This is a genomic window from Aquimarina algiphila (assembly GCF_007489275.1).
Taxonomy (GTDB): domain Bacteria; phylum Bacteroidota; class Bacteroidia; order Flavobacteriales; family Flavobacteriaceae; genus Aquimarina; species Aquimarina algiphila.
Window position 1 is genome coordinate 1 of the sequence record NZ_VLNR01000045.1, and the last position, 22,470, is coordinate 22,470.

Consider the following 22,470-nt stretch of genomic DNA (forward strand, 5'->3'; position numbering starts at 1 on the left):
ATCCTTTTAAAACCTTGAGTATTTTATCGTAATTTGCTTGAAAGTTGTGCATATGAATTATAGTGTCGTAACTACAATTTACTGCCTTTTAGCAGTTTGCGCAACTTTTTCTAAATGCACAACGGGTTTAGGTACATATTTTTTTATTTATGTGTCGAGAATAATAAAGGCAACTTCCTTTTTTTTAGAATATTGATTTAATGGTGATTATGATTTTAATTTTGAGTACAGTTAAACCATATCTAAACAAAGTGCTAACATCAAGTTAAAATTAAGTTAACATAAAATTTTTTTTGAATTTGGTAGTTATATTTTCAAAAGAGAAAAAAATGATGCTCGAAGAAGTAGTAAGCACTAAAAAAATAAAAAATAATCGAAAGCGTGTAGAAAAATGGTTGCTTAATAATCAGAGATATATTAACATTACTGCAATAGAAAAAGAGATTTCTGCACCAAAAGGACTGGTTCAAAAGTTTGTTAAATATGACAAAAAAATAAACGATAAATGGATTGAGCCGCTATATAGTGTAATTAAAAGGTTTACCTCATTTAATTTAAGATAATTTTGGCAGCTAAGTATTAGCTTTTAGAGCTGTTAATTATTTCCGAGAGTAATTTTTTAGCTCTTAATAATTTTACCTTTACATTATTCATTGACTCATTAAGAGTATCTGCAATTTCTTTATAACTTAATTCCTGAAAATAACGCAAATTGATTATTCTTTGATAATTAGGCTTCAGCTGTTTTATATAAAGGAGTAGTTGAGCTAAGTTTTGTTCTGTTATTAATTTATCTTCAGGTGTAGGGTTGTCATCCACTATTTTATATACAGAATCATCTACCTGAGTCGTCGTTTTGGATTGTATAGACGCATTTTTTTTTCGTAATAAATCAATATGGATATTCTTCGAAATTTGAATTAACCATGTTTTGAAATTATATTCTTCTTTAAACGTATTAATCTTATCGAATGCTCTTGAAAAACTCTGAATAGTAATGTCTTCTGCTTCATATTCATCCTGTGTCCTTTTCAGTTGAAAATTATAAACATCATTCCAGAATGTATCAAGAAGATAATTAAAAGATATTTGCTTTCCTTCTTTTGCCTTCTTAATATGATCTTCTAATAAAATAAGATGTTCTTTTTTTTTCAATGACTTTTTTTTGAATAGAATAGATAAAAAAGATAAGGCTATTTAGAATGCCCATCATCATTACAGTTTGAAAACTGATCTGGAGTTTTACCACATAAAGAACATGACTCTCCATCTTTATTAAGAAAAGGGCTTTGACTTGCGCAGGTACCCGCGAATTTACCATCTTTTTTAGCCCATAATTTGATAGCGATTCCTCCAAAGGCCAAAAGTAATAAGCCAATTGTTAGCAATAAAAGTTTCATTCGTTTTTATTTATTGTTTTAAATTTTCAAATGAAATTTGTTATTAAGCATTTAGTAGTAGACCTTCTAAAATATCAATACCTCATTTCATAATCAAATACATCAAAATAGATCACAAAGATACAAAGAATGTATGGCTAAGCAGGTATTTAATAAATATTTAAGTACAGAATTATTGAACTATAATGTTGTAGATCATAGTTTGATAACACGTTTATATGATATTTACTTCTGTTTCCAAGGTAATATCAAATTTTTGTTTGACCTCTTGTTGAATTCTTGTTGCTATATCAAGAATTTCTTTTCCAGAAGCATTACCATGATTTACAAGTACCAATGCTTGCTTTTCATGAACTCCGGCATCACCCCAACGCTTTCCTTTAAACCCTGATTGTTCAATAAGCCAACCTGCCGGGATTTTAATGTTATTTTCGTCTATGATATATGATGGGATATTTGGATGTGCTTTTTGAAGTTTGGTAAAAAGACCTTTAGAAATGACAGGGTTTTTAAAAAAACTTCCGCTATTTCCTATCTCTGATGGGTCAGGAAGTTTGCTTTGACGTATTTGAATTACCGCTTCAGAAATATTCTTAATTGTAGGGGTTTTGATGTGTTGTTCTTTTAATGCACTTTCTATTGCTCCATAATCAGTATTGAGATTATGATCTTTTTTGGTCAGTTTAAAAGTTACTTTTGTGATAATATATTCTCCTTTTACTTCATTTTTAAAAATAGAATTGCGATACTCAAACTTGCAATCTTTTTTTTGAAAAATTTGTTTTTCCTGGGTTATAATGTTAATAGCCTCGCAACTAACCATGGTATCCTTTAGTTCGACACCGTATGCGCCAATGTTTTGAATCGGAGCACTACCTACATAACCCGGAATTAGAGATAAATTTTCTAATCCCCCATAATTATTCTGAATGCAATACTGAACAAAATCGTGCCAATTTTCTCCTGCACAGGCAGAAATTAAAACTGCAGTTTCAGATTCTTCTACTACTTCAATTCCTTTTATCGCTATATGGAGAACTAACGCATCCAGATTTTTTGTTAGCAACATATTGCTCCCTCCACTTAAAATAAAAAGGTTCTTTTTACTATGTTCTGAAAGGATGTACTTAAGTTCGGATTCTGATGTGATTGCAACAAATTCTGATGCAATAGCGTTGATTCCAAATGTATTATATTCTTTTAGAGATTTTTTGTGCTCAATCTTCATCTGTCTTATATTTTTCTAGAGCTAGCCTTAGAATTTCAATTGCTTTTTTAAGATCTCTTCGGTTAAGTACATAAGCAATTCGTACTTGGTTTTTTCCTTTTTCCGGACTTGAATAAAATCCAGAAGCAGGTGCTAACATAACCGTTTGTTTATCCACATCAAATTTGTCTAAAAGCCACTGAGTAAAATGATCAGCATCTTTAATTGGTAATTCTGCGATGCAATAAAAAGCACCTTTTGGTATAGCTACTTTTACGCCTGGGATTTCTCTAAGTCCAGAGACAAGAGTGTCTCGCCTTAATTTATATTTTGCAATCGTTTCTGTGTAATATGAGTCTGGAGCTTCTAACGCAGCCTCACTGGCAATTTGTGCTAAAGTAGGAGGGCTTAACCGAGCTTGAGCAAATTTCATAGCGGTTTGCATTACGCTTTTGTTTTTGCTTACAATACATCCAATACGAGCTCCACACATACTATAACGTTTTGAGACAGAATCTACAATAATTGCATGTTCATTCAATCCTTTTTCCTGAAGAATAGAATAATGTTCTGAATCATCATAAACAAATTCTCGATAGACTTCATCAGAGATTAGAAATAGATCATACTTAATTGCTAGTGCTGATAATTGCTTAATCTCTTCCTTACTATACAGATATCCTGTTGGATTACCAGGGTTACATATTAAGATTGCTTTAGTTTTTTTGGTAATAAGTTTTTCGAATTCTTTGATTGAAGGTAATGCAAACCCAGTCTCGATTTTAGAAATTACAGGAACTACGGTTACTGTTGACTGAGTCGAAAAACTATAATAATTAGCATAAAAAGGTTCGGGAACTATAATTTCATCACCTGGATCGGTAATGCTTCCCATGGTAAAGATTAGTGCTTCACTCCCTCCGGTGGTTACCAAAATATCATCAGATGAAATTGTAATATCATGTTTTGCGTAATATCCTGCTAGTTTTTTTCTAAAACTTTCAAAACCGGCAGAATGACTATATGCCAAAATATCTAAATTATGGTTTCGTATCGCGTCCATGGCTTCAATCGGTGTTTTGATATCTGGTTGACCGATATTAAGATGGTATATGTGCTTGCCTTCTTTTACAGCTTTTTCTGCAAAAGGAGCCAATTTTCTAATTGGCGATTCTGGCATAGCTTTGCCTTTATATGATACTATTGGCATCTGATCTAATTTAATAAAATAAAAATAGCCGTAAATTTCTTAAAATATTTAAGATATAACGGTATAATTGATGTGATTTTTCAACTATTTTTCTATATTTAGTGTAATGAAGATTTTATCATTGAATTTTTGCCATTTTCTCAAAAGTAAGGTTTTAGTAGTATTACTATTATTAAATGTTGTTCTTTTTGCTCAAAAGGATTTCAGACTTCCCGTAGGAAAAAAACATAATAAACTTAGATTTGAATTAGCAAATAACCTTATTATCGTACCAGTTGTTGTAAATGGAGTTGAACTTTCCTTTATTTTGGATACAGGTGTGGGGTCTACAATTATCTTTAGCGTTGACAATAAAAGCTCGCTTGAACTTAAAGATGCTTCAAAAATTTACCTTAGAGGTTTGGGAGATAATGAGCCGGTAGAAGCTATAAAGTCAATTAATAATGAAGTTAAAATAGGTAAAGCAACGAGTAGAAACCATAAAATTTACTTGGTTTTGGATGAAACCATTAATTTTTCCCCTCGTATGGGGTTTCCTATACATGGTATTATAGGTTATGATCTCTTTAAAGATTTTGTAGTGGAGATCAATTACTCTAAAAGAGTTATAAAAATAAATAAGCCTGAAACCTATGCATATAAAAAATGTGAAAAATGTTACAAGACTAAAATCAAATTCCGTAATAATAGAAAAAGACCATTTGTTACAGCTAAATATAAATCTGATAAAGGATTGATTGATGTTAATCTATTATTAGATTCTGGGTCTGGTTCTTCATTATGGTTATTTGAGAATGAAGAAAATGGTATTCATGTTGGGGGTAATTCATTTAGAGATTTTTTAGGAAAAGGATTTAATGGTGATATATATGGACAAAAAACCAAAATTAAGGAGCTTCGTTTGGGAGATTTTATGATGAAAGAGGTTACGGCTTCCTTTCCGGATTCAATTTATATACAGGGGATATCTCAAAATGATAGACAAGGTTCGTTAGGAGGTAATATTCTGCGAAGGTTCAATTTGATTGTGGATTATCCTGGCGAAAAAATATCTTTTAAAAAAAATGGATATTTCGGAAAGCCTTTTAATTATAATATGAGTGGACTTACAATCCAGCATAGTGGTTTTACTGCCATTAAAGGATATAAAGAAAATAACACAGTTCATCTTGGGTTAAATGAAGTAGTCACAAAAAAGACACTTGAGTTATCTAATGATTTTGTGCTTCTTCCTAGATATGAGATTTCTGATGTTAGAATTAATTCACCTGCCAATCTTGCTGGGTTGCAAAAGGGAGATATTATTTTAGAGGTAAATGGGAAAAAAGCATTTAATTATAAACTTTCAGACCTTAACGAATTGTTCTATTTTGAGGAAGGGAGGAAGATAACGATGAAAATAGAACGGTTAGGAGTGGAGATAAAGTATCATTTTTATCTCAAGAAGGTGATTTAAAAAAAGAAAAAGGGATGTTATCTGATAACATCCCTTTTTTATGATATACTAATAATTATTTTAGTTTTTTTCCAGAACGCTTTTGTCAAGTACTGTTCCTTTAATTTTAATTGCTTTTGTAGCTTCTTCAGCATTAGAGTACACAGTAATTGTTTTACGTATTGGTCCAACTCTTTTAGTGTCATATTTTACTTCAATAACACCTGATTCTCCTGGAGCAATCGGTTTTTCTGGCTTTTTCGGAATTGTGCACCCACAACTAGAATATACTCTAGAAATGATTAAAGGTGATTTTCCTGTGTTCGTAAATTCAAATTGACGAACCCCATCACTACCTTTAGCGATTTCTCCATAATCGACGACTTCTGATTTAAATTTTATTTGTGCCTTATCCTGTGCGTTTAGGGTTATACCCAGAAAACAAACACATAAAATCATCATTATTTTTTTCATAATGTAGGTTTTTATTAAGTGTAAAAGTACTTACTTTTTATTCAACTGCAAAATCACAACTCAAAGAGAGAAGGGACAAATTAAACAGAAAAAGTTAGAGTATAAGGTGAATACTAGGTTATATAGCTTATGTTAAAGTATAATATTTAGTGATTTTTGACCTTATGTTTTTTTAAATTTTCATATTTCTAACTTCGTACTTCATACTATAATAATTACTTTTGCACTTCTAAATTCAAAAACCAGACCTAAGTATGGCTTTAGCGGAAAAATATGATGCAAAATCGGTAGAAGAGAAATGGTATTCTTACTGGATGGAAAACAATTATTTCCATTCTGAAGTTGATGAAAGAGAGTCATATACTATTGTTATTCCTCCACCAAATGTCACAGGTGTTCTTCATATGGGGCATATGCTCAATAATACTATCCAGGATGTACTTATTAGAAGGGCTCGTCTTAATGGGTATAATGCTTGTTGGGTGCCAGGTACAGATCATGCATCAATTGCTACTGAGGCTAAGGTTGTTGCTAAGTTAAAAGAAGAAGGAATTAACAAAAACGATCTTACACGGGAAGAATTTTTAGGACATGCATGGGAATGGACTCATAAACATGGAGGTATCATTCTAGAGCAACTTAAAAAGTTAGGTGCTTCTTGTGATTGGGAACGTACTGCGTTTACAATGGATGAAAATCTCTCTGCTTCTGTGATCAAGGTTTTTGTGGATTTATATAATAAAGGCCTTATTTATAGAGGGTATAGAATGGTAAATTGGGATCCTCAGGCCAAGACTACTTTATCTGATGAAGAAGTGATTTATGAAGAAAAACAAGGTGGGTTATATTATTTAAACTATAAAATTGATGGTAGTGAAGATACGCTAACTATTGCTACAACACGTCCCGAAACTATTATGGGAGATACTGCAATTTGTATTAACCCAAATGATGAAAGATTTACACATCTTAAGGGTAAAAAAGCGATTGTGCCTATTGCTAATCGTGTGATTCCAATAATAGAAGATGAGTATGTGGATATGGAATTTGGTACAGGATGCCTGAAAGTGACACCAGCGCATGATCCTAATGATAAGGTTTTAGGAGATAAACATAGTCTTGAAGTTATTGATATTTTTAATGATAATGCGACGTTAAATGCTGCTGGATTACATTATAAAGGAAAAGATCGCTTTGTTGTTCGTAAAGAGATTGTTAAAGAACTCGAGAGTATTGGAGCTTTAGAGAAAACTGAAACTCACCTGAATAAAGTAGGTACTAGTGAGCGAACTAAAGCGGTAATAGAACCAAAATTGAGTGATCAGTGGTTTTTGAAAATGAAAGACCTGGCTCAACCAGCTTTAGATGCTGTGCTGGATAAAGAAGTGAATTTAGTTCCTGAGAAATTTATCAGTACCTATCGTTATTGGATGGAGAATGTTAGAGATTGGAATATCTCACGTCAACTTTGGTGGGGGCATCAAATCCCGGCATATTTTTATGGTCCTGGTAAGGAAGATTTCGTAGTTGCAGAGAGTAGAGAAGAAGCACTTTCTCTTGCACAAGAAAAAACGGGCAATGATTCGTTAAAAGATACAGATCTTACACAAGACCCTGATGCTTTGGATACTTGGTTTTCTTCATGGTTATGGCCAATGAGCGTTTTTAATGGTATTCTAGAGCCTGATAATAAAGAAATTAACTATTATTATCCAACTAACGATTTGGTTACTGCTCCAGAGATTTTATTTTTCTGGGTAGCTCGTATGATCATTGCTGGATATGAATATCGTCAGGAAAAACCATTTACAAATGTATATCTTACTGGGATAGTACGAGATAAGCAAAGACGTAAGATGTCTAAGTCTCTGGGTAACTCGCCAGACCCACTGGATTTAATCGGTCAATATGGTGCAGATGGTATCAGGGTAGGGATGCTATTAAGTTCACCTGCAGGAAATGATTTAATGTTTGATGAGGATTTGTGCAAACAAGGTAGTGCATTTGTAAATAAAATATTTAATGCTTCCAGGCTTGTTTTGGGGTGGAAGGTAGATACGACAATTGAACAACCAGAGGCTTCAGTTGTGGCTATTAATTGGTATCGTTCAAAATTTCAGAAAGCACTTGTAGAATTAGAAAATAACTATAACAAATATAGGATTAGTGATGCATTAATGACTACCTATAAATTGATATGGGATGATTTCTGTGGTTGGTTTTTAGAAATGGTTAAGCCTTCATATGGTAGTCCAATTGATATTAATACATATCAACAGGTAATAGCTATATTAGAAGATAATCTTAAGATTTTACACCCTTTTGTGCCTTTTATTTCTGAAGAGATATGGCAACAGATTTCTGACAGAAGTGCTGAAGAGGCTCTAATTATTGCTAGTTGGCCAGAAGAGACATCTGTTAATGAAGATTTAATCAAAGAATTTGAAGTTGCAGGAGATATAATTTCTGGAATCCGTACCATACGTAAGGAGAAAAATATACCGTTTAAAGATACAATAGAGTTATTTGTTCTTAATAGCGAAAAACTAAAAACAACTTTTGATACTGTAATTAGTAAACTTGGAAATCTATCGGGATTAAATTATGTTGAAGAAAAAGTAGAAGGAGCCCTTTCTTTCAGGGTAAAGTCTAATGAGTATTTTATTCCGATTTCTGGAGCGATTGATGTAGAGGAAGAGATTAAAAAGTTAACAGATGAATTGCTGTATACAGAAGGTTTTTTGAAATCTGTACAGAAAAAGTTGCAAAATGAGCGCTTTGTAAATAATGCTCCTGAGCAAGTTATTGCAACAGAAAGAAAGAAAGAAGCTGATGCTGAAGCTAAAATAGCCACCTTAAAGTCAAGTTTGGAAGGGCTTAGAAGTTAATTTTATCTTTTTTTAAATTTTATATAAAGCCTTGATTTATAAAATAATCAAGGTTTTTTTGTGATTTTTATAGAGGAGGTACTCGCTTTATGATGTTAAAAACCTCATTATTTTGTGAAGATTTGTTAATCTTATAATAAATCAGAAAATAAAGAGTACTCTTTATGGTTTTCATTTTATATCAGGCAAAAGCCAATATATCCAAGTATTTGCTAATATTAAAATGAAAAACAAATGAAAAATTGTGTGCTCTATATGTTTCTTTTTTTAGTTTTTATATCTTCTTGTGATGATAATGATGATGTATCTAATCCTGTAAATATTTCTGTGCCGGGGATATCTAATATAGTTAGTGAAACTGGTTTTGAGGTTACTGAAGCTGATATTATACAAGCTTTAGAAGCAGTAGGACCAATAAATATAGTTGCCCAGGTAGATCATAGAGCAAATGCATTATCAGTGAATAAGGAGTTGGATAGTACAAAAGTCATTATTTTTGGAAATCCTGCCCTTGGAACACCTTTAATGCAGAAAAACCAGTTAGCAGGACTAGATTTGCCTCAAAAACTATTTGTGTTTCGAGATGCGTCAAATAGTGTAAGAGTAGCTTTTAATAATACAGATTATCTCCAAAAGAGATATGATCTACAAGATGTAAAATCATTGAACACCATAGCAGAAGCATTAAAGAATTTTGCAACATTAAATAGCAGTGGAGAATTAGAGATAAACAATGCTGAATCTATAGATAAGGAAGAAGGGATTCTTACAAAGATTAGTAATCAAAATTTTGAAGACACATATAATAGTTTGATAGCAGCAATACAAAACAATAGTAACCTAAGATTAGTTGCCGAGGTTAATCATCAAGCTAATGCAGAATCTGTAAATTTGGAATTAAACCCAACTCGGTTGGTAGTTTTTGGTAACCCTAATTTAGGGACACCATTGATGCAAAATGTACAGACAATAGGGATAGATTTACCTCAGAAAATACTAGTTTGGCAAGATAATGATGGTAAAGTAAACATATCGTATAATACTCCTGTTTTTCTACAAGAACGTCATGGGATAAAAGGTAATGAAGATTTATTAACCACTATTTCTAATGCATTGGATGCATTAACAAATACAGCAGCTGGAGTATAGTTATTCCGAATCTGTAATGTATTTATTAACTAATTCGATATATTTTAATTTAGCTTCGTCTGGTGTAAGGCTTTTTACTTGAAAAAGTGCATTTAGTTTAAAAGCGTTTCTCAATTCGCTATCTCCAGAGGGGTTGTAGAATCCGGAGCCTTCAGCATGTATTGCTTGTTTGTAATAAGCATAAAAATGAAGCATAACATCTGGAGGCAATTGTATTTTGGTGTTGCTGGCGCGCTCAAACGCACGCTTGAAATTAATATTTAATTCCTCTTCGGTCATGACTATACATTAGCAATAATGCTCTCTCCTCCTTTAACTTTTTGATCTAGAGTTACATTTATTTCTGTTCCTATCGGTAAAAAGACATCAACTCTAGATCCAAATTTAATAAATCCACTATCAGATCCCTGAACTACTTTTTCTCCTTCTTTTGCATAGTTTACTATCCTTTTGGCTAGTGCACCTGCAATTTGTCTATATAGTACTTCTATACCACTATTTTTTACTACAACCGTTGTTCTTTCATTTTCTTCAGAGGCTTTAGGGTGCCATGCTACAAGATACTTTCCAGGGTGGTACTTGCTTAAAACAACATCTCCATTAATTGGGTGTCTAGTTACATGCACATTTATAGGAGACATAAAGATTGAAACCTGAAGTCTGTTGTCGTTAAAATGTTCTTTTTCAAATACTTCTTCAATTACAACTACTTTTCCGTCAACGGGAGCAACAACGGTATGGTCATCAACTTTTGTTTTTCTTTTAGGGTTTCTGAAAAATTGTAATATTAAAATCAGAAATATTAAAGTAATCGAAAATATGGCAATTTGCCATTCGTCGTTTTGAATAGCGACGTAAGATGCGACATTAATACCAAGAAAAAGCACTAGTGTAACTGAAATTATTTTATATCCTTCTTTATGAAACATGATGTAAGATTTGTAAAAATGCATATAAAAATGGGCTGGCAAATATAACACTATCTAATCGATCATATATGCCACCATGGCCAGGCATTATTGTACCACTATCTTTAACACCTGCTTGTCGTTTAAACTTAGATTGAATAAGATCACCCAATGTGCCAAAAATACTCATAATAATGCTTATAATCAACCAAATGGTAATAGATAACGAATGTGAGAGCACGGCAATTAAATAACCAGCTAATATTGAGAAGATAAAACCTCCAACAAATCCTTCAATTGTTTTTTTAGGAGATATGCGTTCTAACAATTTATGTTTTCCAAAATTTTTCCCAACTAAATATGCAAAAGAATCATTCGTCCAGGTAATCAAAAAAGCACCGGCAATGATTATAGGTTGATATTGACCAGAGTAACTAGGGATAAGAGTTAGAAATATAATAGCTGTTATAAGATAAAAGATACTAGTTCGATATTTTCGTTTTTCGAACATTGGAATAATACGAATGGTAACTAAATCTTTCACCAAAAATAATTCTGTAATGATAGTTAAAACTAAAAAAGGAATAATAACATAAATCTGATCTTGAAATACCTGTAAGATTCCTAAAAAAGTAATGAATATGATATACAATCTTTTGTTTTTGAGATGAATTAGTTTTTGGAATTCATATATAGAAATGATTCCAAAAACAAAAAATACCCCAATAAAAGTATATCTATTGATGAATATTGATATTAGTAATATCGAGACATATAGTAATCCCGACAAAGACCTAGTGAGCAGTTCCTTCATATTATAAATCTTCCAGCAGGAGCAAATATAAATTTTTTGAACTACTTCCGTAGCTTAAGAAATCCTTTTCTTTTTGAGGTTCAAAATCCTTTATCGTAGTAATGTTGGAAGGGATTGAATTTTTGTTTTTACTCTTTATGCCTTTTAGTCCTTCCCCGATACTTTTAACTAGTTGACTAGTAGCTGCTAAAATCACAAAATGATCTGGCAGTTCGGTAAGCTTTTTCTCTTTTAGTTGGTTTGATGAGATGAGTATGGCTCCACTATCTGCAATCAAATATTCACAAGTGGCAAAAAAGAAAGAAGATGTAGAAGCGTTTTTTACAAAATTAAGATTAAAACCAGAGAATTTATGTTCTAGTCCCATGTCAAATGAACATACATCTTTTTCGTACCAATCATTTTCCAATAAAATCTTATCAAAAGAGTCTAAAACTTCATTGTTATTATCACAATAAATAAACTTACCACCATTTCTTTTAAAATTGATCATGAAACTTTCGTCAATCGGTAAATCAATTTCCGGCATGTATTTACTGCGATCGTCTATGTGACGTTCTTTACTCTTTTGGTCTGATTTAGATTTTGATGAAAAAATTCTTCTAAATAGACTCATTTTTTGAATTAGGATTGGGAAATTACGGTTTTACATTACATTCAAAGATAAAAAAAATCTTAACCTAATATTCCGTTAGGTTAAGATTTTTCAATTTACAAGTAAAAAATATTATATTTAAGAAGGTTCTATGATGATTTCCTCCTCTTTTTTACCAAAAGGTCGTTCTCCAAAGATTTTTTCTAAGTTATCTTTGAAAATAACTTCTTTTTCAAGAAGTACTTCTGCTAGTTCTGTAAGTTTATCTTTATGTTTTTCTAATAAGTCAATTGCTCTTTGATATTGAACTTCGATAATATTCGAGATTTCTTTATCAATTAGTTCACTGGTTTGTTCACTATACGGTTTTGTGAAATTGTATTCACTTTGCCCAGAAGAATCATAATATGTAAGATTTCCTACCTTATCATTTAGTCCGTAAACTGTAACCATAGCTCTTGCTTGCTTAGTGACTTTTTCAAGATCACTTAATGCACCTGTAGAGATTTCATCAAATATTACTTTCTCGGCAGCACGACCACCTAAAGCGGCACACATTTCATCAAGCATTTGATTAGGCCTTACGATTAGACGCTCTTCTGGTAAATACCATGCGGCACCAAGAGATTGACCTCTAGGAACAATAGTCACTTTTACTAATGGAGCAGCATGTTCTAACATCCAGCTTACGGTTGCGTGTCCTGCTTCATGAAAAGCTATAGCTCGTTTTTCCTGAGGAGTAATGATTTTATTCTTTTTTTCTAGTCCGCCTACAATTCTATCAACGGCATCAAGGAAATCTTGTTTTCCAACCGCTTTATTGCCTTTTCTGGCAGCTATTAGAGCAGCTTCATTACATACATTGGCAATATCAGCACCAGAGAAACCAGGAGTTTGCTTCGCCATGAATTCAGTATCTAATTCATTTTCAACTTTTTTCAAAGGTTTTAAATGAACATCAAATATTTCTTTACGCTCACGGATGTCTGGAAGATCGACATATATCTGGCGGTCAAAACGACCAGCACGAAGTAATGCTTTATCTAATACATCAGCTCGGTTAGTTGCAGCAATCACAATTACGTTAGTGTTTGTGCCAAAACCATCCATTTCTGTTAATAATTGGTTTAGTGTGTTTTCTCTTTCATCATTAGATCCGGAGAAATTACTTTTTCCTCTGGCTCTACCTACAGCATCAATCTCATCAATAAAAATTATGGCTGGAGACTTTTCTTTTGCCTGCTTAAATAAATCTCGTACACGAGAAGCTCCGACACCTACAAACATTTCAACAAAATCTGATCCTGATAAAGAAAAGAAAGGTACTTTGGCTTCACCAGCAACGGCCTTAGCTAAAAGCGTTTTACCTGTTCCTGGAGGTCCTACCAATAATGCCCCCTTAGGAATTTTCCCACCTAAAGAAGTGTATTTTTCAGGATTTTTAAGGAAATCAACAATTTCTTGAACTTCTTCTTTTGCTCCTTCTAATCCAGCTACGTTTTCAAAAGAAACCTTAACTTCTGTATTTTGATCAAAAAGCTTTGCTTTGGACTTTCCAATATTAAAAATTTGTCCGCCGGCACCTCCTCCAGAACCACCGCTCATTCTTCTCATGATAAATATCCAAACTCCAATAATTAACGCAAAAGGTAATAAGGTAATGAAGATTTCTCCCCATACATTACTTTCTGTATCATAATTAACTTGTGTAGATAAATTATTTTCCTTCTTTATCGTAGCAATTTTATTTTCAAAATTCTGTAAATCACCAAATTCAAATTGATAATCTGGATCGTTAGGACTAGCAGGTAAAATAGATTTGTTCTGATTTTTTATGTGCTTATCTAATGATTTAGCTTCTCCGGTAAGAAATACCTGAGCTTTACGGCGATTTATAATCACCACTTTTTCTACTTCTCCATTACTCAAAAAATCTTGAAACTCTGATGGGGATGTGCTAGGAGCTGATCCTAATCCACTCCCTCCCATAAAATTCAATACTAAAAATCCAACAATGATTATAGCATAAATCCAATATGCGCTAAATTTTGGTTTTTTATTAAGTTCGGGTTTTTTATTGTCTTTGGCCATTTACGGTTTTCTTTTAATAATTTGTTTGGATAATTGTAGTTTTTGCATCTCCCCAGAGTCCTTCTATATCATAGAATTCTCTTATATGTTTCTGGAAAACATGAACCACTACATTTACATAATCAATTAATACCCATTCTGCATTTTCACTGCCTTCTACATGCCAAGGCTTATCTTTAAGTTCTTTGCTAACTGTTTTTTGGATGGAATTAACAATCGCGTTTACCTGAGTATTGGAGGTTCCATTGCAGATGACAAAGTAATTACAGACTGTATTTTCGATATCTCTAAGATCTAAAATATTAATATCATTACCTTTTACTTCTTCAATACCTTTTAATATTTGAGCAATTAATTGATCGTTACCGATTTCTTTTTTAGTCATGCATTTTTTTAATTTGTGTAAAGTTATTACTTTTTATGATTTTAATGTCTGTATTAGTTAGACATTTGCAAAACTTTTACACCTTATTGTATGCATATAATCAAAGTTGATGCCATTGATTCCACAAATATTTTTCTTAGAGATCTTAATCGTGAAAAACAATTAACCGACTCTGTTTGTGTTATTGCCAGAAAACAACTTACTGGTAAAGGTCAAATGGGTACAACTTGGCAAAGCAACCCGGGAGAAAACCTCACATGTAGTGTGTTTATGCAGGTTAAAGGAATAGAGTTAATGGATCAGTTTCATATTTCTATTGCTGTGTCCTTGGCAGTTTATGATACATTAAAAGAGTTTATGATCCCAAAATTATCTATAAAATGGCCTAACGACATTCTGTCAGATAAACAAAAAATATGTGGTATTTTGATAGAAAATGTAGTCAAGAATGGCAGTCTAACGGGAGTAATTATTGGTGTTGGAATTAATATTAATCAAATTAAATTTGATAATCTACCTCTGGCAACGTCACTAAAAATGAGAATGGGACAAAGTTATGATGTGGAGGAAGTTCTAAATTCATTGTTAACCAAAATAGAACTGAGATTCTCAATGTTATCTGTTTCTAATTTTGGAAAATTAAAAAAGGAGTATGAGGGATTGTTGTTTAGAAAAAATAAACCCTCTACATTTTTGGATGTAAAGGGAGAATCTTTTGTTGGAATCATTCAGAGTATTACCAAAGAGGGTAAACTACAAGTTCTATTAGAAGATGAAGTCATCTCTGATTTTGACCTGAAAGAAATTAAACTATTGTATTAATTATAGTTTTCCTATATTTTCGCTAAGGGTATTGATGAAATTTTGAATAGGGTTTTTGATCATCATCGACATCATTGCATTAAATTGCCCATCAAAAGTTAGCTTGGTTGTACTTTTTCCATCTCCAGAATCAATAATATCTGCTGTTAAGGTGAAAGGAAGTTTATCACTTGCAGCTCCTAAAACAACTTTGCTAGGACTTGTATTTTCTTTTTGATCTAAGACTAACTCGGGCATTCCTTTTAATTGAAAAAGAAATCGAGAATCACTTATTTTTTCAAATTTTTGTTTGCTTTCTGGCATTAACTGTTCAAAATTCTCCACTTTGGTCAAAAATTCGAATACATCTTCTGCAGATTTATTTACAGTTACCGTAGGGCTTTCTAAGTTCATAGCATTAAATTATTATATGTTCCATTCTGAAGGATTAGTTCTCCAGCTTTGTAATGTTTGTTGTTGTTGTTTTGTTATGTAATTGGTGTCCAACGCTTGTTCTAGCAGGTTGTCATAATTGCTTAGTGTGTGTAAGGATAATGCGGCTTCTTTAAAGTTTTCTACGGCAATATCAAAACCGTAATTGAAAATAGCAACCATTCCTTTTACATTAGCATTAACTTCTTTAAGTGCTTTTACTGCATTTAAACTACTTTTTCCTGTACTAATTAAATCTTCAACAACTACAACATTTTTATTGGTAGGGATAATACCTTCGATTTGATTTTTTCTTCCATGCTTTTTTGCTTCCGGGCGTACATAGATAAAAGGAAGATCAAGTTGTTGTGCTACTAACATTCCGATACCAATAGCTCCCGTTGCCACTCCGGCAATTACATCAGGTTTGCCATATTCTTGCTCAATGAATCGAGCGAGGTTTTCTCTTAGGTAATTACGAATTTCAGGATATGAAAGCGTAACTCTATTGTCACAATAGATCGGAGATTTCCATCCAGAAGCCCAGGTAAAAGGGTCTTGCGGATTTAATTTAATTGCATTAATTTGCAGTAGTAATTCAGCAGTTTTTTTTGCTGTATCTTTATCAAAAATCATAGTTGCAAATGTATAAAGTTTTTGTGAATAATACACCTATTATTCTATCTACAAAAAAGTCTATAGAGGATTATAAAATGATCCCAATCAAAGAGGCTGACTTTCCAACAATTATAAGAGATATTTTAAAAAAAGAAACTACAAACGAAGGGGCAAAGTATCACCTGTATCATAAAAGAGAAGATAAACTTATAGAGCATTTATATACCAAATTACCCGTTGTTGTTGCGGGAGGGGGAAAGGTTTATAACACTGATAAGGAAATTTTGTTCATTCGTCGTAATGGAAAATGGGATTTGCCTAAAGGTAAGGCCGAAAAGAATGAAGATATGGAAACTGCTGCAATACGTGAGGTAGAAGAAGAAACAGGAGTGTCTGGATTAGAAATTACTAAATTTTTATATCGAAGCTATCACGTTTTTAAAAGAAGTGGAGAGTTTAGGTTGAAGGTTACGTATTGGTTTGAAATGAAAACAGGATATGATGGGGAACTTATCCCACAAAAAGATGAAGGAATTACTAAAGTGAAATGGAAGGATAGAAAAAAAGCGAGAAAAGCTTTATTGGATTCCTATGCGAACATCAAACAATTATTTTCTCATGATTATTTATCCTGATTAATGAAACTCTATTTTATTTTACTTTTTAAACGGCTTAATCGTCATCTAAAAGATTTTGGAATAGAGCCACTTATAGCATATCTAATCATCCCTGGTTTGTTTTATTGGGGGTCTACAAGTTTTTTTGATAAAGTAATGTATCCAAATTACTTTTATATGTTAATAGGGATAGTGACAGTTTTTATAATACGTTACCCAAAGCATGATGAACTTATCAAGCAACATTTTTTATTGACTGATTTTAAAAGTATTGTGGTAATAAATCATATACTGTTAGCAATACCATTTATTTTGTTTTTGGTATTCCGAATGTACTATGAAGAGGCTTTGATAGTTTTTGGAATGACTATTTTCATTTCCTTTATAAAAAAGCCAGGTAAATTTAATTTAACCCTGCCTACACCGTTTTTTAGATGGCCATTTGAGTTTGTTATTGGATTTCGCAAAACATTCTGGATGTTTTTATTGTCCTATGGCATTGCTATTATTTCTATCAACGTTAATAATTTTAATTTAGGCATCTTTTCGATACTATCTATTTTCTTTATATGCTCTATGTATTATTCAAAACCTGATCCTCAGTTTTATATTTGGATTCATGATATGAACCCACAAGGGTTTTTAAAACATAAAATAAGTATAGCATCTAAGTATAGTATTGTATTGACTTTTCCGATTTTTTTGATTTTATCAATATCTTATATAGATCAAATGCATATCGCCTTAATCTTTTCGTTTTTGGGATTGTTATACATGATTATGTATATAGTAATAAAATATGCTTTTCTTAGAGAAGGTGTTGGAATGTTTCAGGGGATAATAGGAGTATTGTGTATTTTGTTTCCGCCTGCTATGTTGATAGTTATTCCGTATTTCTATTTTAAAGCGCAACGTAATTTAAATTCCCTTTTGAAATGATATCTATTGATTCTTTATATAAAGCGTACAATAATCACCATGTGCTTAATGACATATGTCTATCTTTTAAAAAAGGAGAGATTCACGGTATTGTTGGAGAAAATGGAGCGGGAAAAACAACGTTATTTCGCTGTATTTCGGGAATGGAAAGCTTTAAAGGAAAAATTGAATATGACAAAGGTGAAATAAAAAATTCGATTGGCTTTTTGCCAACTAATCCTTATTTTTTTTCTAAGATCACCGGGAAAGAATATTTACAGCTGTTGTGTAATGCCAGGAAAATCAAGATAGGAGATTTTAAAGAAAAAAACATTTTTGATTTACCACTTGATAAATATGCAGAGACTTACTCAACAGGAATGAAAAAGAAACTGGCTCTTACAGCAATTCTACTTCAGAATAATGATGTTTTTATTCTCGATGAGCCATTTAATGGAGTTGATATTCATAGTAATATTATAATCAATCAAGTATTGTCTAAGTTAAAAGAACTAGATAAAATTATTATACTTTCTTCTCACATTTTTTCGACATTACACCAAACCTGTGATTATTTACATTACCTAAAAAAAGGAAGTATAGAGAGAAGCGTTGATAAAACTAACTTTGATAGCATAGAAAAAGAAATGCAAACTTCTGGTATTGAAGCTAGAATTGATAGATTAAATTTAGGGTAGGATTTATTTTAAAATCCTGTAAATAGGATACCGTAAGTGTGCCTTTTCATAATGATTAGAATGTTTGTGTATCCAGTCCAGTTGTGCATACCAATTATTAGCAAAAGCAGTATCTTTTTTCTTTTCTTCAAATGCTATTTTTAAATTTTCGTCTTTTTCTAATATTTCAAAAGCTTTGTCTTCCCAAACATAAGGTGAGAATCCTTCTTTTTGTTGCAGAATGGTATCGAAGAAATTCCAATTAAAGAATGAGTCAGGAGCTTCAGGTTCTAGAGTTTCTATAATATACCTAAATCCTTTTTGGTTTGTTGGGATTATAATATCTCCTTTAGCAAAGGTTATGGATTCTAATTTTTTATTTACTGAAGTTTGATAATGAAGATAATGCCCTTCATAAGGAGCTTTTCGAGTTTTATAATCCTTAATAAAATAGGTTTCTACTGCAATGATTGAATCTTTTTTCAGCACCTCAAATTCAATTTGATTTAATTTTAATAAATCAACCACTTTCCACCATCCTTTTGGTATTACATAAGCGTTAGGGACTTTGATTGATGTGATGGCTTTAAAATAATTCTGATAGCTAACTTCTCTTTGATATGGTTTATTTTGATCATATTTTAATCGTTTTGCTCCTGTAACTTTACTAGGAACAAATTCGCCTTCATATCCTTTAAAATTAAATTTTGTGATTTGTGTAGTATCTACTTTCCAATTCACAGGGTATTCTTTTTGTTTGGTTTGTTTATTGAAGGTTGTCTCTCGTAAAGAACGAATTTTACTTCCGTCTCTCTCGGTGATTTCAATCATCGATTTCATAAGCTCATATGTTCCTTCAACTCTTTTTTTATAAGATTTTAGCATGTGAGTTTCTACCATCATTCCCAGAGTATTCCAAAGTGTTGTGTATCCAGTAGAATATCTTGGAGAGTCAAGAAATTGAGTCCAGCCTTTGTCAGGTGTAGTTCCCCAAACATTTACATAGGGCGTGATATCCCAGTTTTTCTTTTTTAGTAAAGATTCTAATTGTGGATGCATTTCTTGATGTAAGTAATCGCCTAATTCATTACCCAGCTTATTATGTTGAGTAAAAAGGTGAGTAAGCGTATATTGATAATCAGCCCCATTACTCACATGATTATCTATAAAAACGTCTGGTTGTACTGCATGAAATACTTCTGCAAAAGCACGGGCATTTTTTGTGTCATTCTTTATAAAATCACGATTTAGATCATAATTACGTGCATTTCCTCTAAAACCATAAGCTTCAGGGCCATTTTGATTCGTTCGTGTTCCAGAGTTTCGATTTAAGGCTCCTCCAATATTATATACTGGAATTGTTACTAATACGGTATTTGCCGGAGGTTTGATTTTACCTTCAGCAATATCTCTATACAATAACATAGTAGCATCTATACCATCACTTTCACCAGGATGAATTCCGTTATTAATAAGTATAATTCGTTTGGCTTTTCGAATCTCGTTAAAATCGAAAGTAGTATCAGGATTTAGTGTAATTATATGCAAAGGATTTCCGCTGTCGGTCATTCCGATTTCCTCGATATTAACAGAAGAATATGTGTCTGCTAAATGCTGATAGTATGTTATAACCTCCGGATATGTGGCAGTTTTGTTCCCGTTACTTTTCTCAAAAGTAGTTGTGAAATTGAAATCTTTGGTATCAGATTTCTCTTTATGGGTACATGAAATGATAGCTAAGAAACCTAGAATAAAAGTAATTTTTTGCATATATGATGTGTGTAAAGATCAAATATACTAAGATTTCGAATTTTATAATCTTCTATAACGTTTTAGTTAGATTTAGTGATTGTAATAGAATTCTATTTTACTTGTGAAGCCACAAAATAACTGTATTTTTGCAGCCTGAAATACCATAACTATGACTGAGTTTGTTAGAAAAAGAGTGGCTAATGCCAAAAATGATATTTTATCGGGATTAACAGTTGCTTTAGCTTTAGTTCCGGAAGCGGTTGCTTTTGCCTTTGTAGCTGGTGTTGATCCATTAGTAGGGTTATATGCTGCATTTATGATTGGATTTATAACATCTATTTTTGGAGGACGTCCAGGGATGATTTCTGGAGCTACTGGAGCATTAGCAGTAGTAATGGTAAGCTTGGTAGCAGAAGGAAACGCTATGGGTGATCCAGGAGAAGAACTAGGGTTATATTATTTATTTGCAACTGTAATTCTTATGGGAGTAATACAAATGCTAGCCGGTGTTTTTAAGCTAGGTAAGTTTGTACGTTTGATTCCGCATCCCGTAATGATGGGATTTGTAAATGGTCTGGCAATCGTGATTTTCCTTTCTCAATTAGGGATGTTTAAAGAAGGTGAGAAAGACGTTTTTGGGAATGATAAATATAAAACCGAATCGGTAGAGAAAAAATTTGAAATTAGAGACGATAACAAGGTCTATGATGTGACTACAGATAGAGCAGTATTCAATTTTGATAGTAATCGATTAGAAGAAATCAATTCTAATGAAGGAAAATACATGGTGTATGAAGGGCAGGTTTTTGATTTAATTACAAAAGAAGTTACTTTTAATTTTGAAGACAATGCTATATATAGCATTAATAAAAAGGGTAAGGTAAAGTCTTGGATACCAACAAATGAATTGTTATTAATGTTAGGTTTGGTGTTGCTCACCATGTTAATCATGTGGGGATTGCCAAAATTAACGAATAAACTTCCAGAAGCCCTGCTTGCTATTGTAGTGGTATCTGCAATTGTAATTCTGGGAAAACTTGATGTCGCTACCGTAGGTAGTTTTATTAGAGATGGTGGAGGAGAAGGTTTAAAAGGAGGATTACCAAAGTTCCAGTTCGATATTTTTAGTAAAATACCTATGAACTGGGAGACTTTTAAATTTATTGGTCCTTATGCTTTGATTCTTGCGGCCATTGGATTAATAGAATCTTTAATGACATTAAATCTTATCGATGAATTGACCGAGACTCGTGGTAATTCTAATAGAGAGTGTTTAGCTCAAGGAGGTGCGAATATCATAACTGGACTTTTTGGTGGAATGGGTGGTTGTGCAATGATTGGTCAATCCATTATTAATATTAAAGGTGGTGGTCGAACAAGGCTTTCTGGAATTGTTGCAGCTGTGACATTGTTATTATTTATATTATTTGCTTCAGGACTTATAGAACAAGTTCCTATTGCTGCTTTAGTTGGTGTAATGTTTATGGTAGTAATAGGTACATTTGCTTGGTCTAGTTTTAGAATTCTAAATAAGATTCCTTTGGCAGATGCCATTGTGTTAATAGCAGTTTCTTCACTAACGGTTTTCTTTGACCTGGCAGTTGCTGTAATTGCTGGAGTAATTATGTCTGCCTTAGTATTTGCCTGGGAAAACGCAAGGCGAATTAGAGCTAGAAAACATGTTCGAGAAGATGGAACCAAAATCTATGAAATATGGGGCCCTCTTTTCTTTGGTAGTATACAAGCATTTAATAATAAGTTTGATGTAGCTAATGATCCTGAGTATATAGAAATTGATTTTATAGAATCACGAGTTAGCGATCACTCAGCATTAGAAGCTATTTTTAATCTTGTAGGAAAATATGAAGAAGCTGGTAAGAGGGTTAAAATTAAGCACCTTAGCGAAGAGTGCCAAGCGCTTATGATTAAAGCTTCTCCCAGATTGGCTAGTGTTATAGAGCATGATATTGACGATCCAAGATATCATGTTATGGCAAAAGCTATGAAATAAAACAAAAAGTGATTTAATAAAAAACCGGGATAAGATTTTAAATCTTATCCCGGTTTTTTTATTGTAAGTTCCTTATAATTAGGAAAAC

Annotated in this window: 23 protein-coding genes; 9 read left to right on the forward strand and 14 right to left on the reverse strand. The window is 32.4% G+C overall.

Annotated features, from left to right (window positions below):
* The first annotated feature begins 329 nt into the window (after nt 1-329).
* On the forward strand, nt 330-563 hold the full coding sequence (locus FOF46_RS19155) for a hypothetical protein (protein WP_109438986.1): 234 nt from the start codon (nt 330-332) through the stop codon (nt 561-563).
* Between the two features lie 16 nt (nt 564-579).
* Here FOF46_RS19155 and FOF46_RS19160 read toward each other — a convergent pair whose 3' ends face one another.
* The 4 genes from FOF46_RS19160 to FOF46_RS19175 all read right to left on the reverse strand — a co-directional run bounded on the left by FOF46_RS19160 (nt 580) and on the right by FOF46_RS19175 (nt 3,817).
* Nucleotides 580-1,155 (reverse strand): RNA polymerase sigma factor, encoded by a 576-nt coding sequence (locus FOF46_RS19160; RefSeq protein ID WP_235011038.1) that lies wholly within the window; start codon nt 1,153-1,155, stop codon nt 580-582.
* A gap of 38 nt (nt 1,156-1,193) precedes the next feature.
* Nucleotides 1,194-1,400: a membrane or secreted protein gene (locus tag FOF46_RS19165; RefSeq protein WP_109438985.1), complete on the reverse strand. Its 207-nt coding sequence runs from the start codon at nt 1,398-1,400 to the stop codon at nt 1,194-1,196.
* A gap of 214 nt (nt 1,401-1,614) precedes the next feature.
* Nucleotides 1,615-2,628 (reverse strand): UDP-N-acetylmuramate dehydrogenase, encoded by a 1,014-nt coding sequence (murB, locus tag FOF46_RS19170; protein ID WP_143917564.1) that lies wholly within the window; start codon nt 2,626-2,628, stop codon nt 1,615-1,617.
* The gene (locus FOF46_RS19175; RefSeq protein WP_143917565.1) at nt 2,618-3,817 is read right to left on the reverse strand and encodes a pyridoxal phosphate-dependent aminotransferase; all 1,200 of its coding nucleotides are present in this window, start codon (nt 3,815-3,817) and stop codon (nt 2,618-2,620) included. Before FOF46_RS19175 ends, murB begins: the two co-directional genes overlap by 11 nt.
* A gap of 106 nt (nt 3,818-3,923) precedes the next feature.
* Here FOF46_RS19175 and FOF46_RS19180 point away from each other — a divergent pair, with 106 nt between their 5' ends.
* Complete coding sequence (locus tag FOF46_RS19180; RefSeq protein ID WP_109438982.1) at nt 3,924-5,273, forward strand: aspartyl protease family protein; 1,350 nt, start codon at nt 3,924-3,926, stop codon at nt 5,271-5,273.
* 60 nt (nt 5,274-5,333) lie between these two features.
* Here FOF46_RS19180 and FOF46_RS19185 read toward each other — a convergent pair whose 3' ends face one another.
* On the reverse strand, nt 5,334-5,726 hold the full coding sequence (locus FOF46_RS19185; protein WP_109438981.1) for a DUF1573 domain-containing protein: 393 nt from the start codon (nt 5,724-5,726) through the stop codon (nt 5,334-5,336).
* A gap of 254 nt (nt 5,727-5,980) precedes the next feature.
* On the opposite strand from FOF46_RS19185, the gene FOF46_RS19190 reads away from it, so the two are divergent.
* Complete coding sequence (locus FOF46_RS19190; RefSeq protein ID WP_143917566.1) at nt 5,981-8,614, forward strand: valine--tRNA ligase; 2,634 nt, start codon at nt 5,981-5,983, stop codon at nt 8,612-8,614.
* A gap of 234 nt (nt 8,615-8,848) precedes the next feature.
* Nucleotides 8,849-9,763 carry a DUF302 domain-containing protein gene (locus FOF46_RS19195; protein ID WP_235011037.1) on the forward strand — a complete coding sequence of 305 codons (915 nt, stop codon included), beginning with the start codon at nt 8,849-8,851 and terminating at the stop codon, nt 9,761-9,763.
* On the opposite strand, the gene FOF46_RS19200 is transcribed toward FOF46_RS19195, so the two are convergent.
* The 6 genes from FOF46_RS19200 to rsfS all read right to left on the reverse strand — a co-directional run bounded on the left by FOF46_RS19200 (nt 9,764) and on the right by rsfS (nt 14,556).
* Nucleotides 9,764-10,042, reverse strand: coding sequence for an acyl-CoA-binding protein (locus FOF46_RS19200; protein WP_109438979.1), 279 nt, complete (start codon nt 10,040-10,042; stop codon nt 9,764-9,766).
* Between the two features lie 2 nt (nt 10,043-10,044).
* A complete protein-coding gene (locus tag FOF46_RS19205) occupies nt 10,045-10,692 on the reverse strand; it encodes a phosphatidylserine decarboxylase family protein (RefSeq protein WP_109438978.1) in 648 nt (215 codons plus the stop codon).
* Nucleotides 10,682-11,485: a phosphatidate cytidylyltransferase gene (locus FOF46_RS19210; RefSeq protein WP_109438977.1), complete on the reverse strand. Its 804-nt coding sequence runs from the start codon at nt 11,483-11,485 to the stop codon at nt 10,682-10,684. The genes FOF46_RS19205 and FOF46_RS19210 overlap by 11 nt, the downstream gene beginning before the upstream one ends.
* Nucleotide 11,486: 1 nt before the next feature.
* On the reverse strand, nt 11,487-12,101 hold the full coding sequence (locus FOF46_RS19215) for an LUD domain-containing protein (protein ID WP_109438976.1): 615 nt from the start codon (nt 12,099-12,101) through the stop codon (nt 11,487-11,489).
* A 117-nt stretch (nt 12,102-12,218) separates the two neighbouring features.
* Entirely contained in the window at nt 12,219-14,171 is a 1,953-nt protein-coding gene (gene ftsH / locus FOF46_RS19220; RefSeq protein WP_109438975.1) for an ATP-dependent zinc metalloprotease FtsH, read from the reverse strand.
* A gap of 13 nt (nt 14,172-14,184) precedes the next feature.
* Complete coding sequence (rsfS, locus tag FOF46_RS19225) at nt 14,185-14,556, reverse strand: ribosome silencing factor (RefSeq protein ID WP_109438974.1); 372 nt, start codon at nt 14,554-14,556, stop codon at nt 14,185-14,187.
* Between the two features lie 90 nt (nt 14,557-14,646).
* Here rsfS and FOF46_RS19230 point away from each other — a divergent pair, with 90 nt between their 5' ends.
* Nucleotides 14,647-15,378 (forward strand): biotin--[acetyl-CoA-carboxylase] ligase, encoded by a 732-nt coding sequence (locus FOF46_RS19230; protein WP_109438973.1) that lies wholly within the window; start codon nt 14,647-14,649, stop codon nt 15,376-15,378.
* On the opposite strand, the gene FOF46_RS19235 is transcribed toward FOF46_RS19230, so the two are convergent.
* Both FOF46_RS19235 and pyrE read right to left on the reverse strand, forming a co-directional pair.
* Entirely contained in the window at nt 15,379-15,771 is a 393-nt protein-coding gene (locus FOF46_RS19235) for an SRPBCC family protein (RefSeq protein WP_109438972.1), read from the reverse strand.
* A 12-nt stretch (nt 15,772-15,783) separates the two neighbouring features.
* Nucleotides 15,784-16,425 carry an orotate phosphoribosyltransferase gene (pyrE, locus tag FOF46_RS19240; protein ID WP_109439048.1) on the reverse strand — a complete coding sequence of 214 codons (642 nt, stop codon included), beginning with the start codon at nt 16,423-16,425 and terminating at the stop codon, nt 15,784-15,786.
* Between the two features lie 8 nt (nt 16,426-16,433).
* Between pyrE and FOF46_RS19245 the strand changes: the two genes are divergently transcribed.
* The 3 genes from FOF46_RS19245 to FOF46_RS19255 are packed head-to-tail and all read left to right on the forward strand — an operon-like array spanning nt 16,434 to nt 18,640.
* Entirely contained in the window at nt 16,434-17,042 is a 609-nt protein-coding gene (locus FOF46_RS19245) for an NUDIX hydrolase (RefSeq protein ID WP_109438971.1), read from the forward strand.
* A gap of 3 nt (nt 17,043-17,045) precedes the next feature.
* Nucleotides 17,046-17,963 (forward strand): hypothetical protein, encoded by a 918-nt coding sequence (locus FOF46_RS19250; RefSeq protein WP_143917567.1) that lies wholly within the window; start codon nt 17,046-17,048, stop codon nt 17,961-17,963.
* On the forward strand, nt 17,960-18,640 hold the full coding sequence (locus tag FOF46_RS19255) for an ABC transporter ATP-binding protein (protein ID WP_143917568.1): 681 nt from the start codon (nt 17,960-17,962) through the stop codon (nt 18,638-18,640). Before FOF46_RS19250 ends, FOF46_RS19255 begins: the two co-directional genes overlap by 4 nt.
* Before the next feature lie 3 nt (nt 18,641-18,643).
* Here FOF46_RS19255 and FOF46_RS19260 read toward each other — a convergent pair whose 3' ends face one another.
* Nucleotides 18,644-20,389: a M14 family metallopeptidase gene (locus tag FOF46_RS19260; protein ID WP_109438968.1), complete on the reverse strand. Its 1,746-nt coding sequence runs from the start codon at nt 20,387-20,389 to the stop codon at nt 18,644-18,646.
* Between the two features lie 151 nt (nt 20,390-20,540).
* Between FOF46_RS19260 and FOF46_RS19265 the strand changes: the two genes are divergently transcribed.
* The gene (locus tag FOF46_RS19265) at nt 20,541-22,382 is read left to right on the forward strand and encodes a SulP family inorganic anion transporter (protein WP_143917569.1); all 1,842 of its coding nucleotides are present in this window, start codon (nt 20,541-20,543) and stop codon (nt 22,380-22,382) included.
* Nucleotides 22,383-22,470 lie beyond the last annotated feature (88 nt).

What these genes read in the sequence shown, in the direction of transcription:
- rsfS (WP_109438974.1), bottom strand. Translation starts at nt 14,556, where the DNA reads ATGACTAAAAAAGAAATCGGTAACGATCAATTAATTGCTCAAATATTA.
- FOF46_RS19205 (WP_109438978.1), bottom strand. Translation starts at nt 10,692, where the DNA reads ATGTTTCATAAAGAAGGATATAAAATAATTTCAGTTACACTAGTGCTT.
- FOF46_RS19195 (WP_235011037.1), top strand. Translation starts at nt 8,849, where the DNA reads ATGAAAAATTGTGTGCTCTATATGTTTCTTTTTTTAGTTTTTATATCT.
- FOF46_RS19175 (WP_143917565.1), bottom strand. Translation starts at nt 3,817, where the DNA reads ATGCCAATAGTATCATATAAAGGCAAAGCTATGCCAGAATCGCCAATT.
- FOF46_RS19210 (WP_109438977.1), bottom strand. Translation starts at nt 11,485, where the DNA reads ATGAAGGAACTGCTCACTAGGTCTTTGTCGGGATTACTATATGTCTCG.
- FOF46_RS19250 (WP_143917567.1), top strand. Translation starts at nt 17,046, where the DNA reads ATGAAACTCTATTTTATTTTACTTTTTAAACGGCTTAATCGTCATCTA.
- FOF46_RS19185 (WP_109438981.1), bottom strand. Translation starts at nt 5,726, where the DNA reads ATGAAAAAAATAATGATGATTTTATGTGTTTGTTTTCTGGGTATAACC.
- FOF46_RS19235 (WP_109438972.1), bottom strand. Translation starts at nt 15,771, where the DNA reads ATGAACTTAGAAAGCCCTACGGTAACTGTAAATAAATCTGCAGAAGAT.
- FOF46_RS19255 (WP_143917568.1), top strand. Translation starts at nt 17,960, where the DNA reads ATGATATCTATTGATTCTTTATATAAAGCGTACAATAATCACCATGTG.
- FOF46_RS19260 (WP_109438968.1), bottom strand. Translation starts at nt 20,389, where the DNA reads ATGCAAAAAATTACTTTTATTCTAGGTTTCTTAGCTATCATTTCATGT.
- murB (WP_143917564.1), bottom strand. Translation starts at nt 2,628, where the DNA reads ATGAAGATTGAGCACAAAAAATCTCTAAAAGAATATAATACATTTGGA.
- FOF46_RS19230 (WP_109438973.1), top strand. Translation starts at nt 14,647, where the DNA reads ATGCATATAATCAAAGTTGATGCCATTGATTCCACAAATATTTTTCTT.
- FOF46_RS19165 (WP_109438985.1), bottom strand. Translation starts at nt 1,400, where the DNA reads ATGAAACTTTTATTGCTAACAATTGGCTTATTACTTTTGGCCTTTGGA.
- FOF46_RS19155 (WP_109438986.1), top strand. Translation starts at nt 330, where the DNA reads ATGATGCTCGAAGAAGTAGTAAGCACTAAAAAAATAAAAAATAATCGA.
- FOF46_RS19180 (WP_109438982.1), top strand. Translation starts at nt 3,924, where the DNA reads ATGAAGATTTTATCATTGAATTTTTGCCATTTTCTCAAAAGTAAGGTT.
- FOF46_RS19215 (WP_109438976.1), bottom strand. Translation starts at nt 12,101, where the DNA reads ATGAGTCTATTTAGAAGAATTTTTTCATCAAAATCTAAATCAGACCAA.
- FOF46_RS19200 (WP_109438979.1), bottom strand. Translation starts at nt 10,042, where the DNA reads ATGACCGAAGAGGAATTAAATATTAATTTCAAGCGTGCGTTTGAGCGC.
- ftsH (WP_109438975.1), bottom strand. Translation starts at nt 14,171, where the DNA reads ATGGCCAAAGACAATAAAAAACCCGAACTTAATAAAAAACCAAAATTT.
- FOF46_RS19245 (WP_109438971.1), top strand. Translation starts at nt 16,434, where the DNA reads ATGTATAAAGTTTTTGTGAATAATACACCTATTATTCTATCTACAAAA.
- FOF46_RS19265 (WP_143917569.1), top strand. Translation starts at nt 20,541, where the DNA reads ATGACTGAGTTTGTTAGAAAAAGAGTGGCTAATGCCAAAAATGATATT.
- pyrE (WP_109439048.1), bottom strand. Translation starts at nt 16,425, where the DNA reads ATGATTTTTGATAAAGATACAGCAAAAAAAACTGCTGAATTACTACTG.
- FOF46_RS19190 (WP_143917566.1), top strand. Translation starts at nt 5,981, where the DNA reads ATGGCTTTAGCGGAAAAATATGATGCAAAATCGGTAGAAGAGAAATGG.